Annotated in this window: 24 protein-coding genes; 14 read left to right on the top strand and 10 right to left on the bottom strand. The window is 71.9% G+C overall.

Annotated features, from left to right (window positions below):
* Positions 1-136: 136 nt before the first annotated feature.
* Entirely contained in the window at positions 137-925 is a 789-nt protein-coding gene (locus tag AB0D29_RS25075) for a class I SAM-dependent methyltransferase (RefSeq protein ID WP_362857200.1), read from the top strand.
* A 21-nt stretch (positions 926-946) separates the two neighbouring features.
* Here AB0D29_RS25075 and AB0D29_RS25070 read toward each other — a convergent pair whose 3' ends face one another.
* From AB0D29_RS25070 to AB0D29_RS25055, 4 genes are all read right to left on the bottom strand, one after another.
* Complete coding sequence (locus tag AB0D29_RS25070) at positions 947-1,228, bottom strand: hypothetical protein (protein ID WP_362857199.1); 282 nt, start codon at positions 1,226-1,228, stop codon at positions 947-949.
* 81 nt (positions 1,229-1,309) lie between these two features.
* Positions 1,310-1,489: a hypothetical protein gene (locus AB0D29_RS25065; protein WP_362857197.1), complete on the bottom strand. Its 180-nt coding sequence runs from the start codon at positions 1,487-1,489 to the stop codon at positions 1,310-1,312.
* A complete protein-coding gene (locus AB0D29_RS25060; RefSeq protein WP_362857196.1) occupies positions 1,486-1,824 on the bottom strand; it encodes a PadR family transcriptional regulator in 339 nt (112 codons plus the stop codon). The genes AB0D29_RS25065 and AB0D29_RS25060 overlap by 4 nt, the downstream gene beginning before the upstream one ends.
* Positions 1,825-1,893: 69 nt before the next feature.
* On the bottom strand, positions 1,894-2,784 hold the full coding sequence (locus tag AB0D29_RS25055) for a LysR family transcriptional regulator (protein WP_362857195.1): 891 nt from the start codon (positions 2,782-2,784) through the stop codon (positions 1,894-1,896).
* Between the two features lie 78 nt (positions 2,785-2,862).
* Here AB0D29_RS25055 and AB0D29_RS25050 point away from each other — a divergent pair, with 78 nt between their 5' ends.
* On the top strand, positions 2,863-3,804 hold the full coding sequence (locus AB0D29_RS25050; RefSeq protein WP_362857194.1) for an EamA family transporter: 942 nt from the start codon (positions 2,863-2,865) through the stop codon (positions 3,802-3,804).
* Positions 3,805-3,808: 4 nt separating this feature from the next.
* On the opposite strand, the gene AB0D29_RS25045 is transcribed toward AB0D29_RS25050, so the two are convergent.
* Entirely contained in the window at positions 3,809-4,552 is a 744-nt protein-coding gene (locus tag AB0D29_RS25045) for a hypothetical protein (protein ID WP_362857193.1), read from the bottom strand.
* A 111-nt stretch (positions 4,553-4,663) separates the two neighbouring features.
* On the opposite strand from AB0D29_RS25045, the gene AB0D29_RS25040 reads away from it, so the two are divergent.
* Positions 4,664-5,056: a hypothetical protein gene (locus AB0D29_RS25040; protein ID WP_362857192.1), complete on the top strand. Its 393-nt coding sequence runs from the start codon at positions 4,664-4,666 to the stop codon at positions 5,054-5,056.
* A 155-nt stretch (positions 5,057-5,211) separates the two neighbouring features.
* Positions 5,212-6,447, top strand: a complete 1,236-nt coding sequence (locus AB0D29_RS25035; RefSeq protein WP_362857190.1) for a glycosyltransferase — start codon at positions 5,212-5,214, stop codon at positions 6,445-6,447.
* 16 nt (positions 6,448-6,463) lie between these two features.
* Here AB0D29_RS25035 and AB0D29_RS25030 read toward each other — a convergent pair whose 3' ends face one another.
* Both AB0D29_RS25030 and AB0D29_RS25025 read right to left on the bottom strand, forming a co-directional pair.
* On the bottom strand, positions 6,464-6,739 hold the full coding sequence (locus AB0D29_RS25030) for a hypothetical protein (RefSeq protein ID WP_362857189.1): 276 nt from the start codon (positions 6,737-6,739) through the stop codon (positions 6,464-6,466).
* A gap of 437 nt (positions 6,740-7,176) precedes the next feature.
* Entirely contained in the window at positions 7,177-7,515 is a 339-nt protein-coding gene (locus tag AB0D29_RS25025) for a hypothetical protein (RefSeq protein WP_362857188.1), read from the bottom strand.
* A gap of 302 nt (positions 7,516-7,817) precedes the next feature.
* On the opposite strand from AB0D29_RS25025, the gene AB0D29_RS25020 reads away from it, so the two are divergent.
* From AB0D29_RS25020 to AB0D29_RS25005, 4 genes are all read left to right on the top strand, one after another.
* On the top strand, positions 7,818-8,591 hold the full coding sequence (locus AB0D29_RS25020) for a GNAT family N-acetyltransferase (protein WP_362857187.1): 774 nt from the start codon (positions 7,818-7,820) through the stop codon (positions 8,589-8,591).
* A 204-nt stretch (positions 8,592-8,795) separates the two neighbouring features.
* Entirely contained in the window at positions 8,796-9,194 is a 399-nt protein-coding gene (locus tag AB0D29_RS25015) for a hypothetical protein (protein WP_362857185.1), read from the top strand.
* A gap of 214 nt (positions 9,195-9,408) precedes the next feature.
* Positions 9,409-9,810 (top strand): hypothetical protein, encoded by a 402-nt coding sequence (locus AB0D29_RS25010; protein WP_362857184.1) that lies wholly within the window; start codon positions 9,409-9,411, stop codon positions 9,808-9,810.
* A 280-nt stretch (positions 9,811-10,090) separates the two neighbouring features.
* Positions 10,091-11,161, top strand: a complete 1,071-nt coding sequence (locus AB0D29_RS25005) for a serine hydrolase domain-containing protein (protein WP_362857182.1) — start codon at positions 10,091-10,093, stop codon at positions 11,159-11,161.
* Positions 11,162-11,166: 5 nt separating this feature from the next.
* On the opposite strand, the gene AB0D29_RS25000 is transcribed toward AB0D29_RS25005, so the two are convergent.
* Positions 11,167-12,039 carry a hypothetical protein gene (locus tag AB0D29_RS25000; RefSeq protein ID WP_362857181.1) on the bottom strand — a complete coding sequence of 291 codons (873 nt, stop codon included), beginning with the start codon at positions 12,037-12,039 and terminating at the stop codon, positions 11,167-11,169.
* A gap of 204 nt (positions 12,040-12,243) precedes the next feature.
* Here AB0D29_RS25000 and AB0D29_RS24995 point away from each other — a divergent pair, with 204 nt between their 5' ends.
* Both AB0D29_RS24995 and AB0D29_RS24990 read left to right on the top strand, forming a co-directional pair.
* Entirely contained in the window at positions 12,244-12,888 is a 645-nt protein-coding gene (locus AB0D29_RS24995; RefSeq protein ID WP_362857180.1) for a CatB-related O-acetyltransferase, read from the top strand.
* Positions 12,889-13,059: 171 nt separating this feature from the next.
* Positions 13,060-13,713 carry a DUF4232 domain-containing protein gene (locus AB0D29_RS24990; protein WP_362857178.1) on the top strand — a complete coding sequence of 218 codons (654 nt, stop codon included), beginning with the start codon at positions 13,060-13,062 and terminating at the stop codon, positions 13,711-13,713.
* A gap of 58 nt (positions 13,714-13,771) precedes the next feature.
* Here AB0D29_RS24990 and AB0D29_RS24985 read toward each other — a convergent pair whose 3' ends face one another.
* Positions 13,772-14,287, bottom strand: coding sequence for a pyridoxamine 5'-phosphate oxidase family protein (locus tag AB0D29_RS24985; protein WP_362857177.1), 516 nt, complete (start codon positions 14,285-14,287; stop codon positions 13,772-13,774).
* Between the two features lie 207 nt (positions 14,288-14,494).
* On the opposite strand from AB0D29_RS24985, the gene AB0D29_RS24980 reads away from it, so the two are divergent.
* The 4 genes from AB0D29_RS24980 (at position 14,495) to AB0D29_RS24965 (ending at position 17,566) form a co-directional block, all read left to right on the top strand.
* Positions 14,495-14,893 (top strand): VOC family protein, encoded by a 399-nt coding sequence (locus tag AB0D29_RS24980; protein WP_362857246.1) that lies wholly within the window; start codon positions 14,495-14,497, stop codon positions 14,891-14,893.
* Between the two features lie 84 nt (positions 14,894-14,977).
* Entirely contained in the window at positions 14,978-15,691 is a 714-nt protein-coding gene (locus AB0D29_RS24975; RefSeq protein WP_362857176.1) for a helix-turn-helix domain-containing protein, read from the top strand.
* Between the two features lie 32 nt (positions 15,692-15,723).
* Positions 15,724-16,260, top strand: coding sequence for a DUF3291 domain-containing protein (locus AB0D29_RS24970; RefSeq protein ID WP_362857174.1), 537 nt, complete (start codon positions 15,724-15,726; stop codon positions 16,258-16,260).
* 43 nt (positions 16,261-16,303) lie between these two features.
* Complete coding sequence (locus tag AB0D29_RS24965) at positions 16,304-17,566, top strand: SpoIIE family protein phosphatase (protein WP_362857173.1); 1,263 nt, start codon at positions 16,304-16,306, stop codon at positions 17,564-17,566.
* A gap of 88 nt (positions 17,567-17,654) precedes the next feature.
* Here AB0D29_RS24965 and AB0D29_RS24960 read toward each other — a convergent pair whose 3' ends face one another.
* A complete protein-coding gene (locus AB0D29_RS24960) occupies positions 17,655-18,686 on the bottom strand; it encodes a saccharopine dehydrogenase NADP-binding domain-containing protein (protein WP_362857171.1) in 1,032 nt (343 codons plus the stop codon).
* Between the last annotated feature and the right edge of the window lie 93 nt (positions 18,687-18,779).

The following is an 18,779-nucleotide window of genomic DNA, read 5'->3' as shown; positions in this document are numbered from 1 at the left end:
CGCACACCACAGTCAGATGATTTATATATGTCGGTCACCGACGTATGGTGGAGACCTGAACCCGAAGATCCTTCCGGCGGCGGGGCGGCGCCTGCCCAACGCCGGAAGCTCGTCCCGCGACGGATACGGAGTACCCATGGCCACCAGGAAGAACCTCACAGCCAACCGGGAGTCCCTCGTCCACAAGGTCCGCTACGCCGCGAGCCGTCCGCACCGCATCGCGCCGTACCTGAAGCGGGCCGCCCGTGACCGCTGGCTGGCCTTCAAGCACCCCGACCACGTGAGCTACTACCGGGCCGTGATGGCCTCGGACACCCGCCGCAACCCGGAGGCGGCCGTCGGCAGCCAGACCCACGAACGCTGGCTCGCACTCGGGCAGATGCAGTTCGACTACCTGCTCGGGCACGGCCTGAAGCCCGGATCGCGCATGCTGGACATCGGCTGCGGAAACCTCCGCGCCGGCTGGCGCTTCATCGACTACCTCGACGAGGGCCACTACTACGGCATCGACATCTCGCCGGACACCCTCATCGCGGCGAAGCGCACTCTGACCGAACGCGGGCTCCAGGCCAAGGTCCCGCACCTGACGATCACCAAGAACCTGACGCTGGACTTCCTCCCCGAGGGGTACTTCGACGTCGTCCACGCCCACAGCGTGTTCTCGCACTCACCGATCGACGTCATCGACGAATGCCTCGCCCACGTGGGCCGCGTCCTGGCGCCCGGGGGTCACTTCGACTTCACCTTCGACCGCACCACCGGCGCCGAACACCAGGTGCTGCGCGAGGACTTCTACTACCGCACCCAGACCCTCGTCGACCTCGCCGCCCGGCACGGGCTGGCGGCACGCTTCATGGACGACTGGGAGGAACTCGGCCACGGCCAGTCCAAGATCCGCGTCAGCGTGAGCACGATCGACGCCTGACGGCCACCGACCCGGCACGGCTCAGGCGGGGCCGGCCGTGCCCGGCCCGCCACGACGCCACGGGTGCACGGCCAGGGCGGCCACGGAGAGCAGGGCGAGCCAGGACGCATCCAGCAGGGCGATGAGGCCCGCGGTGCTCCTGATGCGACGGGTCGGGCGCAGGTCCGGAGGGCGGTGGAGCGGGAGGGCGGCGACCGCCAAGGGCGGCGCCAGGTACGCCGCGTGCTCCAGCGGCATGTCCAGGGCGCCCGGCAGCACCGAGACCAGCAGGCAGCCCGCGGTTGCGGCCGCTCCGGCGAACATCCACCGCGTCCCGGCCGCGAACCGGCCGCTCAGCGCGACGACGGCGCCGACGAGGGTCAGCAGGTAACAGCCGTTGACCGCTTACCCGATCGGGTCCCGGAAGTCGGGGCGCCCGGTGACGTAGGCGCTGTTGAGGGTCGAGGCGAGCCGGAAGGCGGCGTGCGCGCCCGTCGCGGCCGGCGCGAAGGGCGCCGCGGCCGCGAAGGGGCGTCCGCCGCGGTGCGCTGACCCCACCCGCAGGCGCAGCAGGTGACGGCTCACGCCGTGGCCGTCTCGCCGGAGACGCCCAGGCGGCGGGCGGCCTCGCGCGCGGTGGCGGCGATCCGCTCCGCCTCGGCGGCCAGACTCTCCCGCCCCGTGGCGGTGAGGCCGTAGGTGCGGCGGAGCCGGCTGTCGACGATCTGCTCCTCGCGGACTTCGATCAGTCCCTGGCCGAGGAGCCGCTCCAGGGCCCCGTACAGCGTGCCCGTCCGCATCTTGACGCGGCCGCCCGAGATCAACTCCACCTCACGCGCGATCGCGTACCCGTGGCGGGGCTCGTCCGCGAGCGCGGTCAGGAGGAGGAGGGTCGGTTCCTGCATCGCGCGATCACTCATGCCAGCATCGTAGGTCAGCCACCGGCATATATCGCCCACAGCTGCACGGCCACCGTGATGGTCAGGCCGTCAGGCCGGCAGGCCGTCCTGCGCCGCGATGTCGAGTACGTCGAGGAAGGCGGTCGCCGCGGGCGTGCGGCTGGAGCCGCTCCAGATGACGTACTCGACGCGGGCCGGCGCGTCGGAGACCTCGATGGTGACGACCCCGGCGAGCTGGGGCGCGTAGGCGGCGGGGAGCATGGCCACGCAGAGGCCCTGCCCGACGAGTCGGGCGATGAAGTCCGCGGTGGTCACTTCGAAGGCGACGTCACGGCCGAGGCCGGCGGCCGAGAAGGCCAGGTCGGACTGGACCCTTCCGGCCGTCCCCGCCGGAAGGTCGACGAACACCTCGGCGGAGAGCCTGCGCAGGTCCACCACCGGTTCGTCGGCCAGCGGATGGTCCGGCGCGACCACGGCGACGAGCCGGTCGCGGGCGAGCTCGCGGGCGGCGACCCCCTGGGGTCGCGCCGTGGTCGGCAGCCCGAGGAAGGCCACGTCGACCGCTCCCTGCTTGACCTGCTCGACGAGGTCCTCGCTCGCGCCCACGCGCAGGCTGATGCGTACGTGCGGGTACTGCCGGCGGAACTCGCGCAGCGCGGCCGGGACGTCGACCGCGGCGACCGTGGGGATCAGGCCCACGGCGAGTCGTCCGCGTACCTCCCCGACAGCCGCGGCGACCTCGGCGGCCGCCCGCTCGGCGGCGTCCAGACACTGACGGGCGGCCGGGAGGAACGCTTCACCGGCCGGCGTCAGCCGCACCCGGCGGCTGGTGCGCTCGAAGAGCCGCGCGCCCAGTTCCCCCTCCAGGCGGGCGATTTGGTGACTGAGCGCGGACTGGACGACCAGACAGCGTTCGGCGGCCCGGGTGAAGCTGTTGGTCTCGGCGACCGCGACGACGTAACGCATCTGCTGGAGCTCCATGGATCCATCTTGTATCGAGATCGATGAGCTGACAAACATGTGTTGGACTCATTGATCGCGTCGACTGAGACTGCGTACATGACACGTCCCAGCGCATTGACCGGCAGCCGCGGAGCCGGCACGGCCGCTCCCCACGGAAACCTGTCCCGTACCGCCCTGACGGCGCTCGCACCTCTGGCCTGGGGCACGACGTACGTGGTCACCACCGAGCTTCTCCCGCAGGGACACCCGCTGTTCGCGGGCCTCTTGCGTGCGCTGCCCGCCGGCCTCGTCGCGCTCGCCCTCACCCGGACACTGCCGCGCGGCACGTGGTGGGGGAAGGCCGCCGTCCTCGGCGTGCTGAACATCGGGCTGCTCTTCCCGCTGCTGTTCATCGCGGCCGAACGCCTGCCGGGCGGCGTCGCCGCGACCGTCGCGGCGGCCCAGCCGCTCATGGTCGCCGTCCTGGCCGTGACCGTCCTCCACGAGAGCCCGTCCGCCTGGCGCCTCACCTGGGGCGTGGTGGGCGTCGGCGGCGTCGGCCTGGTGGTGATCGGGCCGCACGCGGCACTCGACGCCATCGGGATCGCGGCGGGCCTGGCAGGCGCGGCCTCGATGGCGCTCGGGCTGACCCTGACCAAACGCTGGGGACGGCCCGCCGAGGTCGGTCCCACCGCGTTCGCCGGGTGGCAACTCACGGCGGGAGGGGTGTTTCTGGTGCCCGTCACGCTCCTCGTCGAGGGGACGCCTCCCGCGATCGACGCGCCCGCCGCCCTCGGCTACCTCTGGCTGGGCCTGGCCGGCGGTCTGGTCGCCTACGGGCTCTGGTTCCGCGGTGTCGCCGCCCTGCCCGTCGGCTCCGTCGCCGTTCTCGTCCTGCTCTCGCCGCTGGTCGCCGCCGTCCTCGGCGTGGTCCTGCTCGGCCAGACGCTCGGCCCGATCCAGCTCGTCGGCTTCGGCCTCGCGCTCGCCGCGATCGCCGCGACGCAGCTTCCGCCGCGCCCGGCTCGCGGTCGGCCCCGCCTCACTACGCCGCGCTGAGGGTTCAGGAGATGGCGTACCACTGGCTGGCCCAGCCGGTGTTGATGGTGCTCGTGGACTGCTCGGCCAGGTTCACGGCGGCCGGCAGTGAGGTCTGACCGGTCAGGAGGGTGCTGTACCGGAGGCTGGGCGGCGTCAGACCGGCATTGACCGAGATGCCGGCGCCCGTGGACTTCAGGGTGAGGCCGTTGGTCGCCCAGTTCCCGTTGAGGAGCAGGGCGATGAAGTAGGTCCCGGGCGCGGCGGTGAACGGCTTGCCGAGGGCCAGCGGCTTGGCGATCGCGTCGGTCATCAGCTGGGGAGAGATGTTCGGGGTGGCCGCGACGAGCTTGCCGGTGGCGTCGTACACGCCGAGGTAGCAGTTGGACAGCTGGGCGTTCGGGTCGATGCCCGCCAGGCCGAGCCAGATGTTCGACCAGGTGATCTGCTCGCGCAGGACGATCCGTACCAGGGTGATCCGCCCGCCGACCCCGGCGGCCGACTGGGCGGTGACGTGCCCCGCGTCGTTGGGGTCGCCGGTCCACGCCAAGAGGTTCTGATCCTGCGGCCGGGGCCCCTCGAACCCGGCCCCCGACCCCGTGCCCGCACTGGTCGAGGACCCGGGCCCGCTGCTCTGGGCGGGGACGGGAGCCGCCGAGCTCGCCGCTGTGCCCCGGTTCTCCTTCGGCGCGGTGCAGCCGGCCAGGACGAGCAGCGCCGCGAGCGCGGCGACGAGGCCGGTCGTGGCCGTGGTGGTGCGGGTGCGCATGGTCCCCCCATGAGGTGCGTATGTGCGGACGGACATGATCACACGGCCGGGCGGCAGCGCTGTCGGCGGACCGGCGGCCCCGCGCCGGCACTCTGCGGCAGGATGACCGCCATGAACACCGAGATGCTCATAGACGTCTGGCGGCGGATCCTCATCGACCCCCGCAACTCGTGGGTGCTGTTCGAACAGGGCACTTGCGTCGTGCTGACCGCTCCGGAGGGAGAGCTTGCCGAGCAGGCCACCGGGATCCTGAGGGAATTCGGCCCCGTGGGCGTCGGCTCCGCGGCCGCGGACTTCGCGGTGCTCGACCTCAAGCACGCCGAAGGGTGGGTCGTCACCGGCCACCACCACGACGTACTCACCTACGTGGGCCCCGACGAACCGGACGACGGGTCCGACCTCGCCGTCGGTCTCCACGGACGTGCCAAGCGCCATCGGGACGGGACCGAACTCCACGTCGTCCACGTGGAGGACAAGCGCGACGGCGCGGCGCAGCCCGAGTAGGCACCCTGCGCGGGGACGGAAAAACACAAAGGCGAGGAGAAACCTCTCCTCGCCACTCTCAACTTATAGCGCACTGGGGGGCTTGCGGCAAGACCCGGGTCGTACCGCAAAATCAGCGGCTCACAGCCGGAACCTGCGGAAACGGGGAGTGCGAAGTGCGTGTGTTGTTGTCGACCTGGGGGTCGCGCGGGGATGTGGAACCGCTGGCGGGACTGGCGGTGGCAGTGCGGGAACTCGGCGCGGAGGCGGTGGTGTGCGCGCCGCCGGACGAGGAGTTCGCGACGCTGCTGGCGCGTGTCGGCGTACCGCTGGTGCCGCTCGGCCCGACGGTGCACTCGGTGGTCGCCGGTACGAAGCCGCCCACGGCGCAGGACGCGTTCCGGCTCGCCCCCGAGCTGGTCGCCGCCCGGTTCGAGACGCTCACCGCGGCGGCCGAGGGATGTGACGTGCTGCTGGCGACCGGTCTGATGCCGGCCGGTGCACGGGACGTGGCCGAGAAACTGGGCATCCCGTACGTCTTCGCGTGCTTCCACGTCTTCGGACTGCCGTCGCGGCACTTCCCGCCGGGGGCGCGGCCGGGCGAGCCGTCCCCGCAGGGCGAGACCGACAACCGGGTGCTGTGGGAGCAGGACGCCCGGAGGGTGGACGCGTTGTACGGGGAGGCGCTGGCCGACCACCGGGCGGCGATCGGACTGCCGCCGGTGGACGGAGTCCGCGACCACGTCTTCACCGACCAGCCGTGGCTGGCGGCCGACGAGACGCTGTGTCCCTCGCAGGGCATGACGGATCTCGACCTGGTGCAGACCGGGGCGTGGATCCTGCCCGACGACCGCCCGCTCCCGGACGCGTTGGAGGCGTTCCTGAACGCGGGCACACCACCGGTGTACGTGGGCTTCGGCAGCATGGCCGCACACGCCCCGAAGGACATCGCCAGGGTGGCCATCGAAGCGAGCCGCGCGCAAGGGCGCCGCGTACTCCTCGCACGCGGCTGGGCGGGCCTGTCCCCGATCGACGACGACGCCGACTGCTTCGTCGTCGGCGAGGTCAACCAGCAGGCACTGTTCCCCCGGGTGGCCGCCGTGGTGCACCACGGCGGCGCGGGCACCACGACGACGGCGGCCCGGGCCGGCGCGCCCCAGGTGGTGATCCCCCGGATCGCGGACCAGCCCTACTGGGCCGCCCGCGTGGCCGAACTGGGCATCGGCGCGGCGCACTACGGCCCGACGCCGACCTTCGACTCCGTGTCCGCGGCGCTCACCACGGCCCTGCGCCCGGAAACGGCGGCGCGCGCGAGCGCCGTGGCCGACACGATCCGTCCCGACGGGGCGAAGGCGGCCGCGGAACTGCTCCTCGACGCGGCCGGCCGGCGGAAGCCGCCCGCGGCCGGGTGAACGGGACCAGGGGCGACTAGGTCGGAGGCGCCTCCCGCAGCGACCAGAACGGGTGGAACTGGTCCGGTTCCGGAACCTCCTTGTGGCGGTAGTCGGGGCCGTGCGGCGGGGTCGTCGGCAGGGCCACCTCGGACGGTTCGGCGGGCGGGGTGGTGACCCGGAAATGGGGCTGGTCCTTCCACCCGACGACGACGCTCAGCTGGAATCCGTCCGGGGTCACGAAATAGGCGGCCCGCCCGTCACGGCTGGTCGCGCGCAGCGTGTAGCCCAGGCCCGTCCAGTGCCGCTCCACCAGGCCGAGGCGGCCGCCGAGCGTTCCTCGGCGGTGATCGTGGTGATCGCCCTGCGCCGGTCGGTGGTGTGCGTCCCCGCCTGACTGTCCCGGTGGGTCCAGCACACCGGGGGACGGACGGCGGCGAAGGTGGCGTCGAGGATCGCGTCGGCGCGCTCGGCGGCCTGTTGCACGGTCATCGGGAGATTCCGTCAGGTCGGCGCACTCCTGCCGGATGGTCTTCAGGAGCTCCTCCCAGGAGAACCGCACGCTGCTCAGGGCCGTCACGGCGGAGAGGCCGACCGTCCCCGCGGTCAGCCCCTCGTGGGTGGCCGTGAGGCAGGGCAGGTCGTCGGTGATGCCCCGCGCCAGCTGCCCGGACGTCCGGGACGCCGTGGTCCAGGGCCCCTGGGAGACCTCGAGGGTGGCCGGTGGTCCGATGACCGGTGAGAGACGGGTTACGGCGCGGCGAGCTGTTCCTCGCAGGCGGGGGTGTCGTGGATCGCGATGAGGGAGAGGACGGGCGTGCCGCTCGGGGGCTTGGAGGCGACGACCAGCTTCCAGGCGCCCTTGGACAGGGCCACCGCCGCCGGGGTGGCTCGGCGCTCGGTGACGCGCCAACCGCGGGCGGCCAGCCGGTCCACGATCACGGTCATCTGTGTGCCGGTCGTCTCGGCGGAGTGATTTCGGGCGGCGACGCACTCGGACGCGTTCACCACGCCGTCACCGGCCATGGCGGCACCCACGCCTGCCGACCCGGTCGCGGACCCGAGGTCCTGGAGCACCTCCTCCTGCACCGGTTCCGGCCCCGTGTACGGCGGCCCGCCCGAAGCCGGCTCCGCCTTCCAGCCCCGAGGTCGGCGGAGCCTTCGCCGTCCGGCGCCAGCAGGCCCCCGGCCACCAGTACGCCGAGCCCGGCGGTGACGACCGCCAACCCCTTGACCTTGTTGTTCACGTGCGCCCCACCCCTTGCCGAGCCGCCGGACGAGGTCCGTCCCGGCAGCGCTCGCAGGAGTCTCACACGTCCGGTTCATGCGTCCACGCCCGGCCCCGGAGTATTCGAAGGCGGGCCCGGCCTGCGGATGCGTAGGCTCCCCCCATGCCCGGACCAGAACTTCAGCAGATCAACGCCTTCGTGTCGGCCTTCACCCGCCGCCAGGCCGCGCGCTCCGTCGAGCTGCCCGGCGGGTTCGCCGTGTACGACGACGCCCTCGCACACTCCCGTGCGAACAACCAGGTCGTCATCGACGGGCCCGTCGACGAGATCGACCCCGAGGCGCTGCCCGCCCTCGCGGAGGAGGCACTGGGGCACCTGCCGCACCGGTTGGTCTCCGTACTGGACGACGAAGCCGGAAGGGCGTGTGCCGAGCCGCTGATCCGGGCCGGGTACACACACTCCACCTACCTGGTCATGCTGCACACCGGCCCGGTGCCGCCCGTCGGCGGGCCCGCGGAGGAGGTGGACCTCGACGCCCTGCGCATCCCCCTCACCCGGCGCTGGCGGGGTTTCCTCCCGACCGTCGAGGACGAGGTCCTGCTCCACCTCGTCGACCGACGCGAGGTCCGCCGCCGCGGTGCCGACGCGGTCCACTTCATCGGCGCCCGCGCAGCGGACGGCGAGGTCGCCTCATGGGCCGACCTCTACCTCGACCCGGCGACCGGCACGGCCCAGATCGAGGATCTGATGACCTCGGAGGACCACCTCAGGCACGGTTATGCCGACGCCGTCCTCGGCACCGCCCTGCGCCTCGCCGCCGACCGGGGCTGCGACACCCGCTTCCTGACCGCCGATGCGACGGACTGGCCGCGCCACTGGTACGAACGCCGGGGCTTCTCCGTGATCGGCCACTCGCACGGATTCGAACGCGACTGAGCGCGAAACGGCCCGGCCCCCGACGCATGGCCGGAAGGGTCGGGCCCCGTCCGGGAAGCGGCCATCCGGAATGCGCCATCGATTGCGCCGCTGATTCCGACTTCCCTTTTCCGGCAGGGTGGGGCCGGTGTCAACAAGGCGTGATCGGGCCATTGGTGAGGGAACCGCTTGGCGGTGCCACGCAGCACCTCGAGAATCCTTTGCATGACAATTCTGCGTAGCACTACACGTGTCGCCGCTGTTGCCGCAGCGGCCGCCGGCATGTTCGTCTTCGCGGCATCACCCGCGAGTGCCTTCTCGCAGTCGTGGGGCTCGGGCTCCTATCACGCCAGCGCGGATTTCGTGCCCTCCTCCGGCACCATCCGGATCGGTGGCAGCGGCTGCGCGGGCGGCGCCGCCCGCAGCTTCTACACCCAGCTCGTCAAGACCAACGGAAGCTCGAAGGTCTTCTCCAGCTACAGCTACGGGGCGGACGGGCAGTACCAGACCGACCCCCGCGGCATCGGAGTGAGCACCAGCACGGCCTACTACCTGCGCTGGTACGGGAAGAACAACAGCGGCGGCGACGCCTCGGCCCCCTGCGCATCGGCCCACACCGCCTAGACCAGGCACGTCGTCTGCAAACCGGCCGGCCGGCCCCGGTCATCACCCGGGCCGGCCGGGCTCCACGGATACGGGAGGGAATGCAGTGACTCCGCGGTGGCGCCGCCTCGCCGGTTCGCTCTGTCTCGTGACGGCTCTCGCGGGGTGCACGGACGCGGGTCCGGCCTCCGGGCGGCCCCCTTCCAGTACGGTCCTGGGCCAGAGGCACGTCGCCGTGATCGGCCAGGGCGCGATGGAGGGCATCAGCTGGCGGGTGGACCTCGTCTCCGCGGACGGGAAGCTCTGCACGCAGGCCACCGTCGGCGAAAACCCGGCCGGCAGCGGCTGCGAACCTCCGGTTTCCAAGGAGGTTCCGGTCAACATCGCCCTGGACGGGCTGGATTCCAGCATGCTCCTGGTTTATGGAGCGGCCGATCCCAGTGTCGCCCGCCTTGTGGCACGATCCACGTCCGGTGAATCTCAGGCCATCGATATCACCGCGCACGAGGGAAAGTACTTCTTCGCCTACGCGCTGAAGCCGGGGACCGCGGAAGACCTGACGGCTTTTGACGCCGGCGGGCAACAGGTATTCTCCGCCGCCGAAAAGATTCGGGAGTTCCAAACCCCGGCCGGGTGACCCCAATCCCCACTCCCGACTCGCAACGCGCAACTCCCGACTCGTAACTCCCGACTTCCGGCGCACCGGGGGTTAGCCCCACCAAGGTCTGGGCGGGTAGCGGGATCGTCGCGGTCGGCCGTACCCGGACAAGCTGGGACCGGTACACGTACCGCTGGTTTCCCAACGATTCCGTAGGAGTTGACTCGTGCGCGAGGCATCAGGGCGAAGGTTCGGTTCTTCCAACCGGCAGGGGAGCGGCCGGCGCAGAGCCGTCGCGGCCGCGATGGTCGTCGGTGTCATGACGATCGGTGTCCTGGCGCCGCCCGTGGCGTCCGCCGCCACCAGGCCGGACAACGTCCAGCAGGGTCTGAACGCGCTGGTGCACTCCGACGGCCTGCCCGCCGCCCTGGCGAGCGTCAGGGGCAGTGACGGCCGCACCCGTACCTACACGGCAGGGGTGGGCGATCTCGCCACCGGTGCGAACGTGCCCCGGGACGGTCAGGTGCGGATCGGCAGCAGCACGAAGACGTTCACCGCGGTGGTCGCCCTGCAACTGGTCGGCGAAGGGAAGATCGACCTCGATGCCAAGGTCGACACGTACCTGCCGGGGGTCGTCCGCGGAGAAGGCATCGACGGAGGCCGCATCAAGGTCCGCGAACTCCTCCAGCACACCAGTGGACTTCCCGACTACGAACACCTCGTCAACGAAGACATCCTCCGGCACCGGTACTTCGAACCCCGCGACCTCCTCGACATCGCCTTCCGGCAGAAGGCCGCCTTCGACCCCGGGACGAAGTGGGCGTACAGCAACACGAACTACGTGGTGGCCGGCCTGATCATCCAGAAGGTCACCGGCCGACCCCTCGCCGAGGTGATCGACCAGCGCGTCATCAAGCCCATCGGGCTGCGCCACACCTACTTCCCCGCCTCCGGTGACATGTCCATCCGAGAAGCCCATCCCAAGGGCTACCACCGGGATTCGGCAGGCGCCCCGCTGCGCGACGTCACGGAAATCGACCCCTCCGTGGCCTGGGCGGCAGGCCAGATGATCTCCACCAACTCCGACCTCAACCGGTTCTACGCCGCGCTCCTCGAAGGCCGCCTCCTTCCGGAGGCCCAGCTCGCCCAGATGCGTACCACCGTCCCCATCGGGGACACCGGCGCCGGCTACGGACTGGGGCTCATGAGCAGGCCGCTGTCATGCGGCGGTGTCTACTGGGGCCACGGCGGCGACATCCCCGGGTACGAGTCCCGGGGCGGAGTCACCGAGGACGGCCGCGCCGTCAGCATCGCGGTGACCGCGATCCCGACCGACGGGGCGGCCACCAAGCATCTCGAGAGCGTCGTGGACACGGCCCTCTGCCGCTGAACGGCTCATCGAGGCGGGTGGAGGACCAGGGTCCAGCTGTGGACGGTCTGCTTGCCGGGGCGGTCGGGGTGTCGTTCGGTGAGGGACACCGTGAGCTTGTCACCGGCCCGGTCGAGCCGGCCGTGGTAGCGCCACGTCTCTTCGGGGGCTACGGGGAGCAGCTCGGCGAGGACGGTGTCCTCCAGCCGGCGGCTGACGGCCCGTAGCACCCCGGAGTCGAGGATCAGGATGGTGCCGTCCGACAGGACGAGCGGCCGCGGGGTCAGCGGGTCTGAGAGCAGCGGTCCGCGTTCGACGGTGCCGCCCGGCAGGAGCCGGACCACCCGGCTGCGGGTGGGCAGGTGGCGGTCGGTCTCGACGACGCGGATGCCCGTACCGATGACGTAGTGGCCGTAGCTGCGCCAGGAGTCGACCAGGGTGCCGTCGCGGTCGTACTCCCAGGTGTCGAAGGCGTCGTAGCCCTCCAGGCCGAGGAGGAAACGGCCGCCGCCCAAGGCCGCGCCGCGTTCTCCGCGCAGTTCGGTGATGAGGGTGCCGTCCGCGAGGTCGAGCAGCAGGGCGGGGCCGAGGTTGCCCCAGGCGGTGTACGCGAGGGAGTCCGTGGTGACCAGGACACGGCCGCGGGATATGTGGGCGGCGTTGGGAATGCCGGAACAGGGCGTGGTCCAGCGGGTGCGGCCCGAGGCGTCGATGCAGCTGATCTTCCCGGCGGTGCCGTGGACGCGGAGGTCGTCCCGACGGGCGAGCGGTTGCCCCTGGCGGTGCGACGGCTCGTACGCCGGCGGGCCGGCCTTGCGCCGCTCCTGCTTCAGCACCGTGGCGCGCCAGGCGCCGGAAGCCGTCCCTGGGGTACGGCCGTTCTCCTCGGGTCTCACCATGGACGCAGATGCTAGCGCCGCAGCAGGCGACATTCGCCTGCCGATGACGGGGCGTGGGTGCCGGTCGTCGGCGTGGTCGCGACCCACAGGACGCTCTGGGCACGGGCCCCGGGGCAGGGTCTCGGTGGTACATCGGCGGAGTGACCGTGCGTCATGCGCAGAATGGGGGCATCCGCCAGCTGCTGCCGACCGAAAGCGACTGCCATGAACCGCCTTCCCGCGGACCCGACGGTGCTCCACCCGTTTCCCGACCAGCCACGGGTGGTCCTGCTGAAGCCGCTGGTGACCTCGCCGCTGATCGAGGTCGGGGAGTACTCCTACTACGACGACCCCGACGATCCGACCGCGTTCGAGACCCGCAACGTCCTCTACCACTACGGGCCCGAGAAGCTGGTCATCGGCAAGTTCTGCGCGCTGGGTACCGGAGTGCGGTTCATCATGAACGGCGCCAACCACCGCATGGACGGCCCCTCGACCTTTCCGTTCCCCATCATGGGCGGCTCCTGGGCCGAGCACGTCGACCTGATCACCGGCCTGCCGGGCAGGGGCGACACCGTCGTCGGAAACGACGTCTGGTTCGGCTACAACACGATGGTCATGCCCGGAGTACGCATCGGGCACGGCGCGGTCGTCGCCTCGGGGGCCGTCGTCGTGGACGACGTCCCCGATTACGGGATCGTCGGCGGCAACCCGGCCAGACTCATCCGCACCCGCTACGACGACGAGGACATCGCCCGTCTCCTCGACCTCGCCTGGTGGGACTGGCCCGCAGAGCACCTCACCGAACACGTCCGGGTCATCATGTCCGGCACCATCGACGACCTCGAAGAGATCGCCCCCCGAACCTGAGCCGACCCCTCACGAACATCACACGAGGACCGGGCCGAGCCGATCGTGGTGGACTCGGCAAGACACCGTCACCAAGCTGTGAAGGTTCTGCGGGACGCTGGGCTCAGTCAGTCCGGCTCAGTCCAGCCCAGTCCGGCGCACTTCGCGCTCCTCATCGGGGGGAACCACACCATGAGCACCGTACGCAGAACCGCAGTCGTCCTCGCCGCCGTATCCGCGCTGGCCGCCCTGACTGCCTGTGGGCCCACCGAGGACGGTGCGGGGGGCGGGGCCGGCGGGTCGACCGCGAGCCCGGCGAAGTCCGCGACGCCGGCCGCACCGTCGACGCCGTCCAAGCCGACCGCATCGGCCAAGCCGTCGACGACTTCGAAGCCGGCCAAGCTGCCGAAGCCGTCCACCGACCCCGACTTCGACGTCTTCCCGTGCAGCACGTTCGACGTGAAGTTCACCGCGACCCTGGCGGAGCCCACGACGAGCAGCTACCTGCTGAAGATCACCAACAAGGGCACCAAGGCGTGCAGGGCTCTGGGGCATCCGATCGTCACCTTCGGGGACCTGGACGGTCAGGCCACGGAGCGCGGCACGGCTCCCGGTATCGAGGACGCGATCAGGCTCGACCCGGGGGAGTCGGCGTACGCCGGACTGATGGGCGGCGCGAACGACGGCAAGGGGAAGACCGTCAACTCGATCGAGCTGACCATGAACACGGAGTCGGATCTGGAACAGACCCCGCTGAAGGCGTCGACTCCCGGCCTCTACGTCTCGCCCGACAAGAACTCCGTGACGGCCTGGATGGACAACGCGGAGGACGCCCTCAGCCTCTAGGCCCTGTCCCTGTCCGGGCGCACGCGCCCCGTTGCAGCCCGCCCGGCGACGCCGGACCTCAGGCGAAGCGCCAGCGGGTCTGGCTGTACGGGGCCTTGCCGAAGCCGAAGACCGTGCGCGGGGCGACCGCGAAGACCACCGCCTCCCCGGCTTCGGGGTTGACGAAGACGCCGTCGCCGACGTCGAAGTGCCATTCCGAGCCGTACTTCGCCTCCCACGCCTCGGCGAGCGCGCGCAACCGCCCCGAGTCGGTCACCCGGACCGCCTCGCCCTCGACGACCAGGTCGAGGCCCCCGTGGAGGGAGTTGCTGCCGGTGGTGAGCACGACGTTCGGATTGCCGCGGAGGTTCTCGGCCTTGCGTTCGTGCGGACCCGTGCAGAAGTGCAGCGCGCCGTCCGCCCAGACGCCGATGAGCGGCGTGACGTGCGGGCGCGCGTCGGGACGTACGGTCGTGAGCCAGTACAGCTCCGCCCCGGTCAGCTCCGCCACGGCCGTCGGCCACGGGACGGCGGCCGCCTCCTCGTCGCTGTAACGCTCGTCCAACTGGGTGTAGGGCATGGGTGACGTGTTCATGGGTCTCCAGCCTCGACCGTCGGCGCCGGGAGCGCACGGCCGACATGCCCGCGCCGCCGGACGTCACTCGATCGGTTGCCCGGGGTGCCGACAGGTGGTGGCCGCCGCGGAATCGGCTCGCAGGGATGGCCCCGAGGAGTCGCCCCGGACCATGATCGGCCTGTGAACGCATCCCACCACGCCGCTCCCGTCCCGCCCGCCCACGGCATGCTGCACCACGTCGAGCTGTGGGTCCCGGACCTCGACCGCGCGGTCGCCTCGTTCGGCTGGCTCCTTGAGGCGCTGGGGCACACGCCCTACCAGCACTGGAGCAACGGACGCAGCTGGCGGCTCGGGCCGACCTACCTGGTCATCGAGCAGTCTCCGGCCCTCACCGCCGCCGAGCACGACCGGTGCCGGCCGGGACTGAACCATCTGGCCTTTCACGTCGAGGACGACACGGAGGTCGAGCGGCTGGCCCGGGAAGCGACCCGGCACGGCTGGCGGCTGATGTTCCCCGACCGGCATCCGCACGCGGGCGGTGCGCAGCACCATGCCGCCTACCTGGAGAACGAGGACGGCTTCGAGGTCGAACTCGTCGCGATCGGGGCACCGGAACGCGGCTGAGGAGCGGCCGGCGTCGCGCCGCCCGCCTCATCCCGCTCGCCGGGGGTTTCTATCTCCAACATGCGTTGTTCCTAGAATGGGTGGATGGAGGACATCGACGCGATCGCGGTGCTGCAGGATCCGGTGCGCCGCCGCCTGTACGAGTACGTGGTGGCGCAGGGGCGTGAGGTCGGCCGCAACGAGGCCGCCGAGGCGGCCGGAGTGGCGCGCACGCTCGCCGCGCACCATCTGGACAAGCTCACCGAGGCCGGGCTGCTGGAGAGCGGGAGCCGGCGCCTGACGGGCCGCTCGGGGCCGGGGGCGGGCCGCCCCGCCAAGGTGTACACGCGGGCGCGGGCCGAGTGGTCGGTGTCGCTGCCCGCCCGTGACTACCGCACCGCCGCCGAGCTGCTCGCCGAGGCCGCCGAGCAGGCCGGGCTGGACGCCGGGCTCTGCGCGGCCGCGCGCCGCCGGGGCGAGGCCCTGCGCGGATCGGCGCCGCCGTGCGGCGGCCTGGAGGAGGCCATGGAGGTGCTGGCCGCCCGCGGCTACGAACCCCACCTGGAAGGCGTGGGGAGTGCGGGGGGCGAGGCCGCCGACGCGGCGGCCGGGGAGGCCGGAGAGGCCGCGCCTGTCGTCCGTATGCGCAACTGCCCCTTCCATGCCGTCGCCGAACGCTTCCCGCCGCTCGTCTGCGGCATGAACCTCGCTCTGCTGGAGGGGCTGCTCGGCGCGGACGGCCCCGTCCGCGCCCGTATGGACGCCCGGCCGGGGGAGTGCTGCGTGGTGGTCGAGGATTCTAAAAACAATGATGATTGACATAGAAAGAGCGGCCGTGCTGGGATGAGGTCATGACCGCATCCCGGCCTGCCGCCGCCCACCTCGCCCAGCTCAACGTCGCCACACTCCTCCATCCCTTCGACGACCCGCGCGTGGCGTCGTTCGTCGAGATGCTCGATCCGGTCAACGCCGCCGCCGACGGCGCGCCCGGCTTCGTGTGGCGGCTCGTGGAGGAGGGGGCGGCAGACGCCACCGGCCTGCGCCCCGCGGGCGAGGACGTCATCGTCAACCTGTCGGTGTGGGAGACCCAGGAGGCCCTGTGGGACTTCGCCTATCGCAGCGGGCACCTGGAGGTGATGCGGCGGCGCCGCGACTGGTTCGCACGGCACGTCGAGGCTCACCTGGTGCTCTGGTGGATCCCCGCCGGGCACCTCCCGACCGTCGGCGAGGCCCTGGATCGGCTGGCGGACCTGCGGACGCACGGGCCGTCCCCCCGAGCGTTCACCTTCGCCTCCTCCTACACAGCCGCCGAAGCCGGCCGGGCCGCCGAAGCCGGGCAGGACGCCGAGTCCGGCCGGGTCCGAACGGCCCAAGGCCGGGGGCTGTGACAGGCCCGCCCTCCCCGCTCGCACCTATCGTGGGAACAGGCCCATGCGGGTACGGACGCGCGCGGACAGGTGGATCGTGAACGGATCCGGGATCGATTACGAGGCGGTCTTCCAAGCCCTGCCGGGCGCGGTCGCACTGCTGACCCCCGATCTCGTGTACGTGGACGCCAACGACGCCTTCCTGGTCATGTCCGGCCGCACCCGCGAGCAGATGATCGGCCGCTACTTCTTCGACGTCTTCCCCGACAACCCCGGCGATCCGGACGCCACCGGCATGCGGAACCTGCGCGCCTCCCTGGAGCGGGTCGCGACCACCGGGGAGCGCGACACCATGGCCCTGCAGCGCTACGACGTGGAGCACCAGAGCCGGCCCGGGGTGTGGGAGGAGCGGTACTGGAGCCCCGTCAACGTCCCGGTCCTCGCCCCCGACGGCAGCGTGGCACTGCTCCTCCACCGGGTGGAGGAGGTCACCGAACTCATCCGGGCCCGCGTCGGAGCCGGCAGCGGTTCCGACCGCGCCCAGGAGCTGGCGTCCGACCTCTACACCCGCGGCCGGGAGCTGCAGGAGGTCAACGCGCGCCTGCGGCAGGCCCACGCCCGCGAGCGCGAGGTGGCCCTCCACCTCCAGGAGGCGATGCTGCCCGCCCCCCGGCCCCTCGGCCACCACGAGGCCGCCGTCCGCTACCGGCCCGCCACCGCGTCCTTGAACGTGTGCGGCGACTGGTACGACCTCGTCGACATGCCCGGCCGCACCGCGGTCGCCGTAGGGGACGTCGTCGGCCACGGGCTCGGGGCCGCCGGGGTCATGGGGCAGCTCCGCAGCGCCCTGTCCGCCGCCTCGCGCGTCGTCGGCGGTCCCGCCCAGGCCCTGGAAGTCCTCGGGCTGTACGCCCGCGCCATCGAAGGGGCCGAATCCACCACCGTGGTGTCGGTCTTCATCGATTGGAGCGACCGCGTCCTCACCTACAGCAGCGCCGGACACCCCCCGCCCGCGCTCTGCCGGCCCGACGGCACGGTCAGCTTCCTCGACCAGGCGACCGACCCCCCGCTCGGCGCCCGGCCCGAACACACACGCCGCCCCCAGGCCCAGACCGCCTTCGTCGAAGGCTCCGTCCTCGTCCTCTACACCGACGGCCTGATCGAACGCCGCCGCGAGGACATCGACATCGGCCTCCAACGGCTCGCCGACGCCCTCGCACGGCACCGCGCCGCCGACCCCGAGGCCCTCGCGGACGCCCTGCTGACCGATCTCATCCCGCCCGTCGGCGTCACCGACGACGCGGCCCTGGTCATCCTCCGCCTCTGACGGAGCCGGCCCCCGCCGCCCCAACCGCCCTCGCCGCCCCCGCCATCCCGGCCCTCCGCCCCTCGCCGTGGCGCGAGGCCCTCGCCCGTCAGTGCGGGAGCTCGACCGACACGTGCGGGGCCAACGCCCGGAGGAAGTCCGCCGCGTCGAACATCGCGCCCGCCGAGGCCACACCCGTCGTCCGCGCGCGCCCTGTCAGGATGCGCTCGACGGCCTCCACCGCCAGCGGTGCGGTGACCGCGTAGATGTCCCGGCCGCGAGCCGAGGCCCGGCGCTCGACACCACCCGCGCTCACCACGACCTCGACGACGAAGGTCTGGTCCGACCGCCCCAGGGCGTCGACCGCCTCCGGGGCCGGGGTGTCCTCCTCGGCGAGGTCCCGCGCGGCCTCGACCGTCATGTAGGTGCGGACCTCGGGCACCGCCACATGGCTGGGAACGGTGACCACATCGGCCATCGTGAACTCCGCGATCACCGCCCGCCGGCCCACGGGCTCCGGGAAGACCCAGTCCTGCTCCCACGGCTTGTCGTCGTGGTACTGCAACGCGCCCTCCGCGAACCGCACCCGACGGCCCGCGCGACGCTCGTGGGAAACCCGGCCCGCCACCCGGGTGCCCGGCGTGGGATGCCAGCCGTTGAGCCCGTACGCGACGTGCACCGTGTCCGCGGCGGTCCATTCGCCCATCGCCGCGGTCACCAACAGGTCGCCCAGCCCGCCGTAGAACGCCATCGCCGGCACCACGGGCGTGTCCGCCGCGCGCGCCGCCTGCGCACGGTCGGCGAACATCGAGGCGTTCGCCTCGATCTCCGCCGCGACGTCGACGTACGGGATCCCCGCGCGCAGGGCCGCTTCCACGACCGGGCCGGCCGTCACCGCGAACGGTCCCGCGCAGTTGATGACGGCCGCCGCGCCGGCGAGGGCCCGGTCCAGCGAGCCCGCGTCGTCCACGGTGGCCGGCCGCACCTCCACGTCCCCCCAATCGGCGGCCAGAACCTCCAACCGGGCCGCGTCACGGCCGGAGACGACGGTGGCGAAACCACGCCTCCGCAGTTCGGCGACGACGAACCGGCCCGTGTGCCCCGTCGCCCCGAAAACCACCACTGCTGCTGTCGCGCTCATCGTTCCCCGCTCTCGATGTCCTGGTGGATTCAGTCTCGGTGCGGGCACCCCCCGATCGTGATGGTCCGGAACGACATCATGCGTACACTTTCG

Source organism: Streptomyces sp. NPDC048424 (assembly GCF_040651555.1).
Lineage (GTDB): Bacteria > Actinomycetota > Actinomycetes > Streptomycetales > Streptomycetaceae > Streptomyces.
This window is presented reverse-complemented; position numbering and strand designations above follow the sequence as displayed.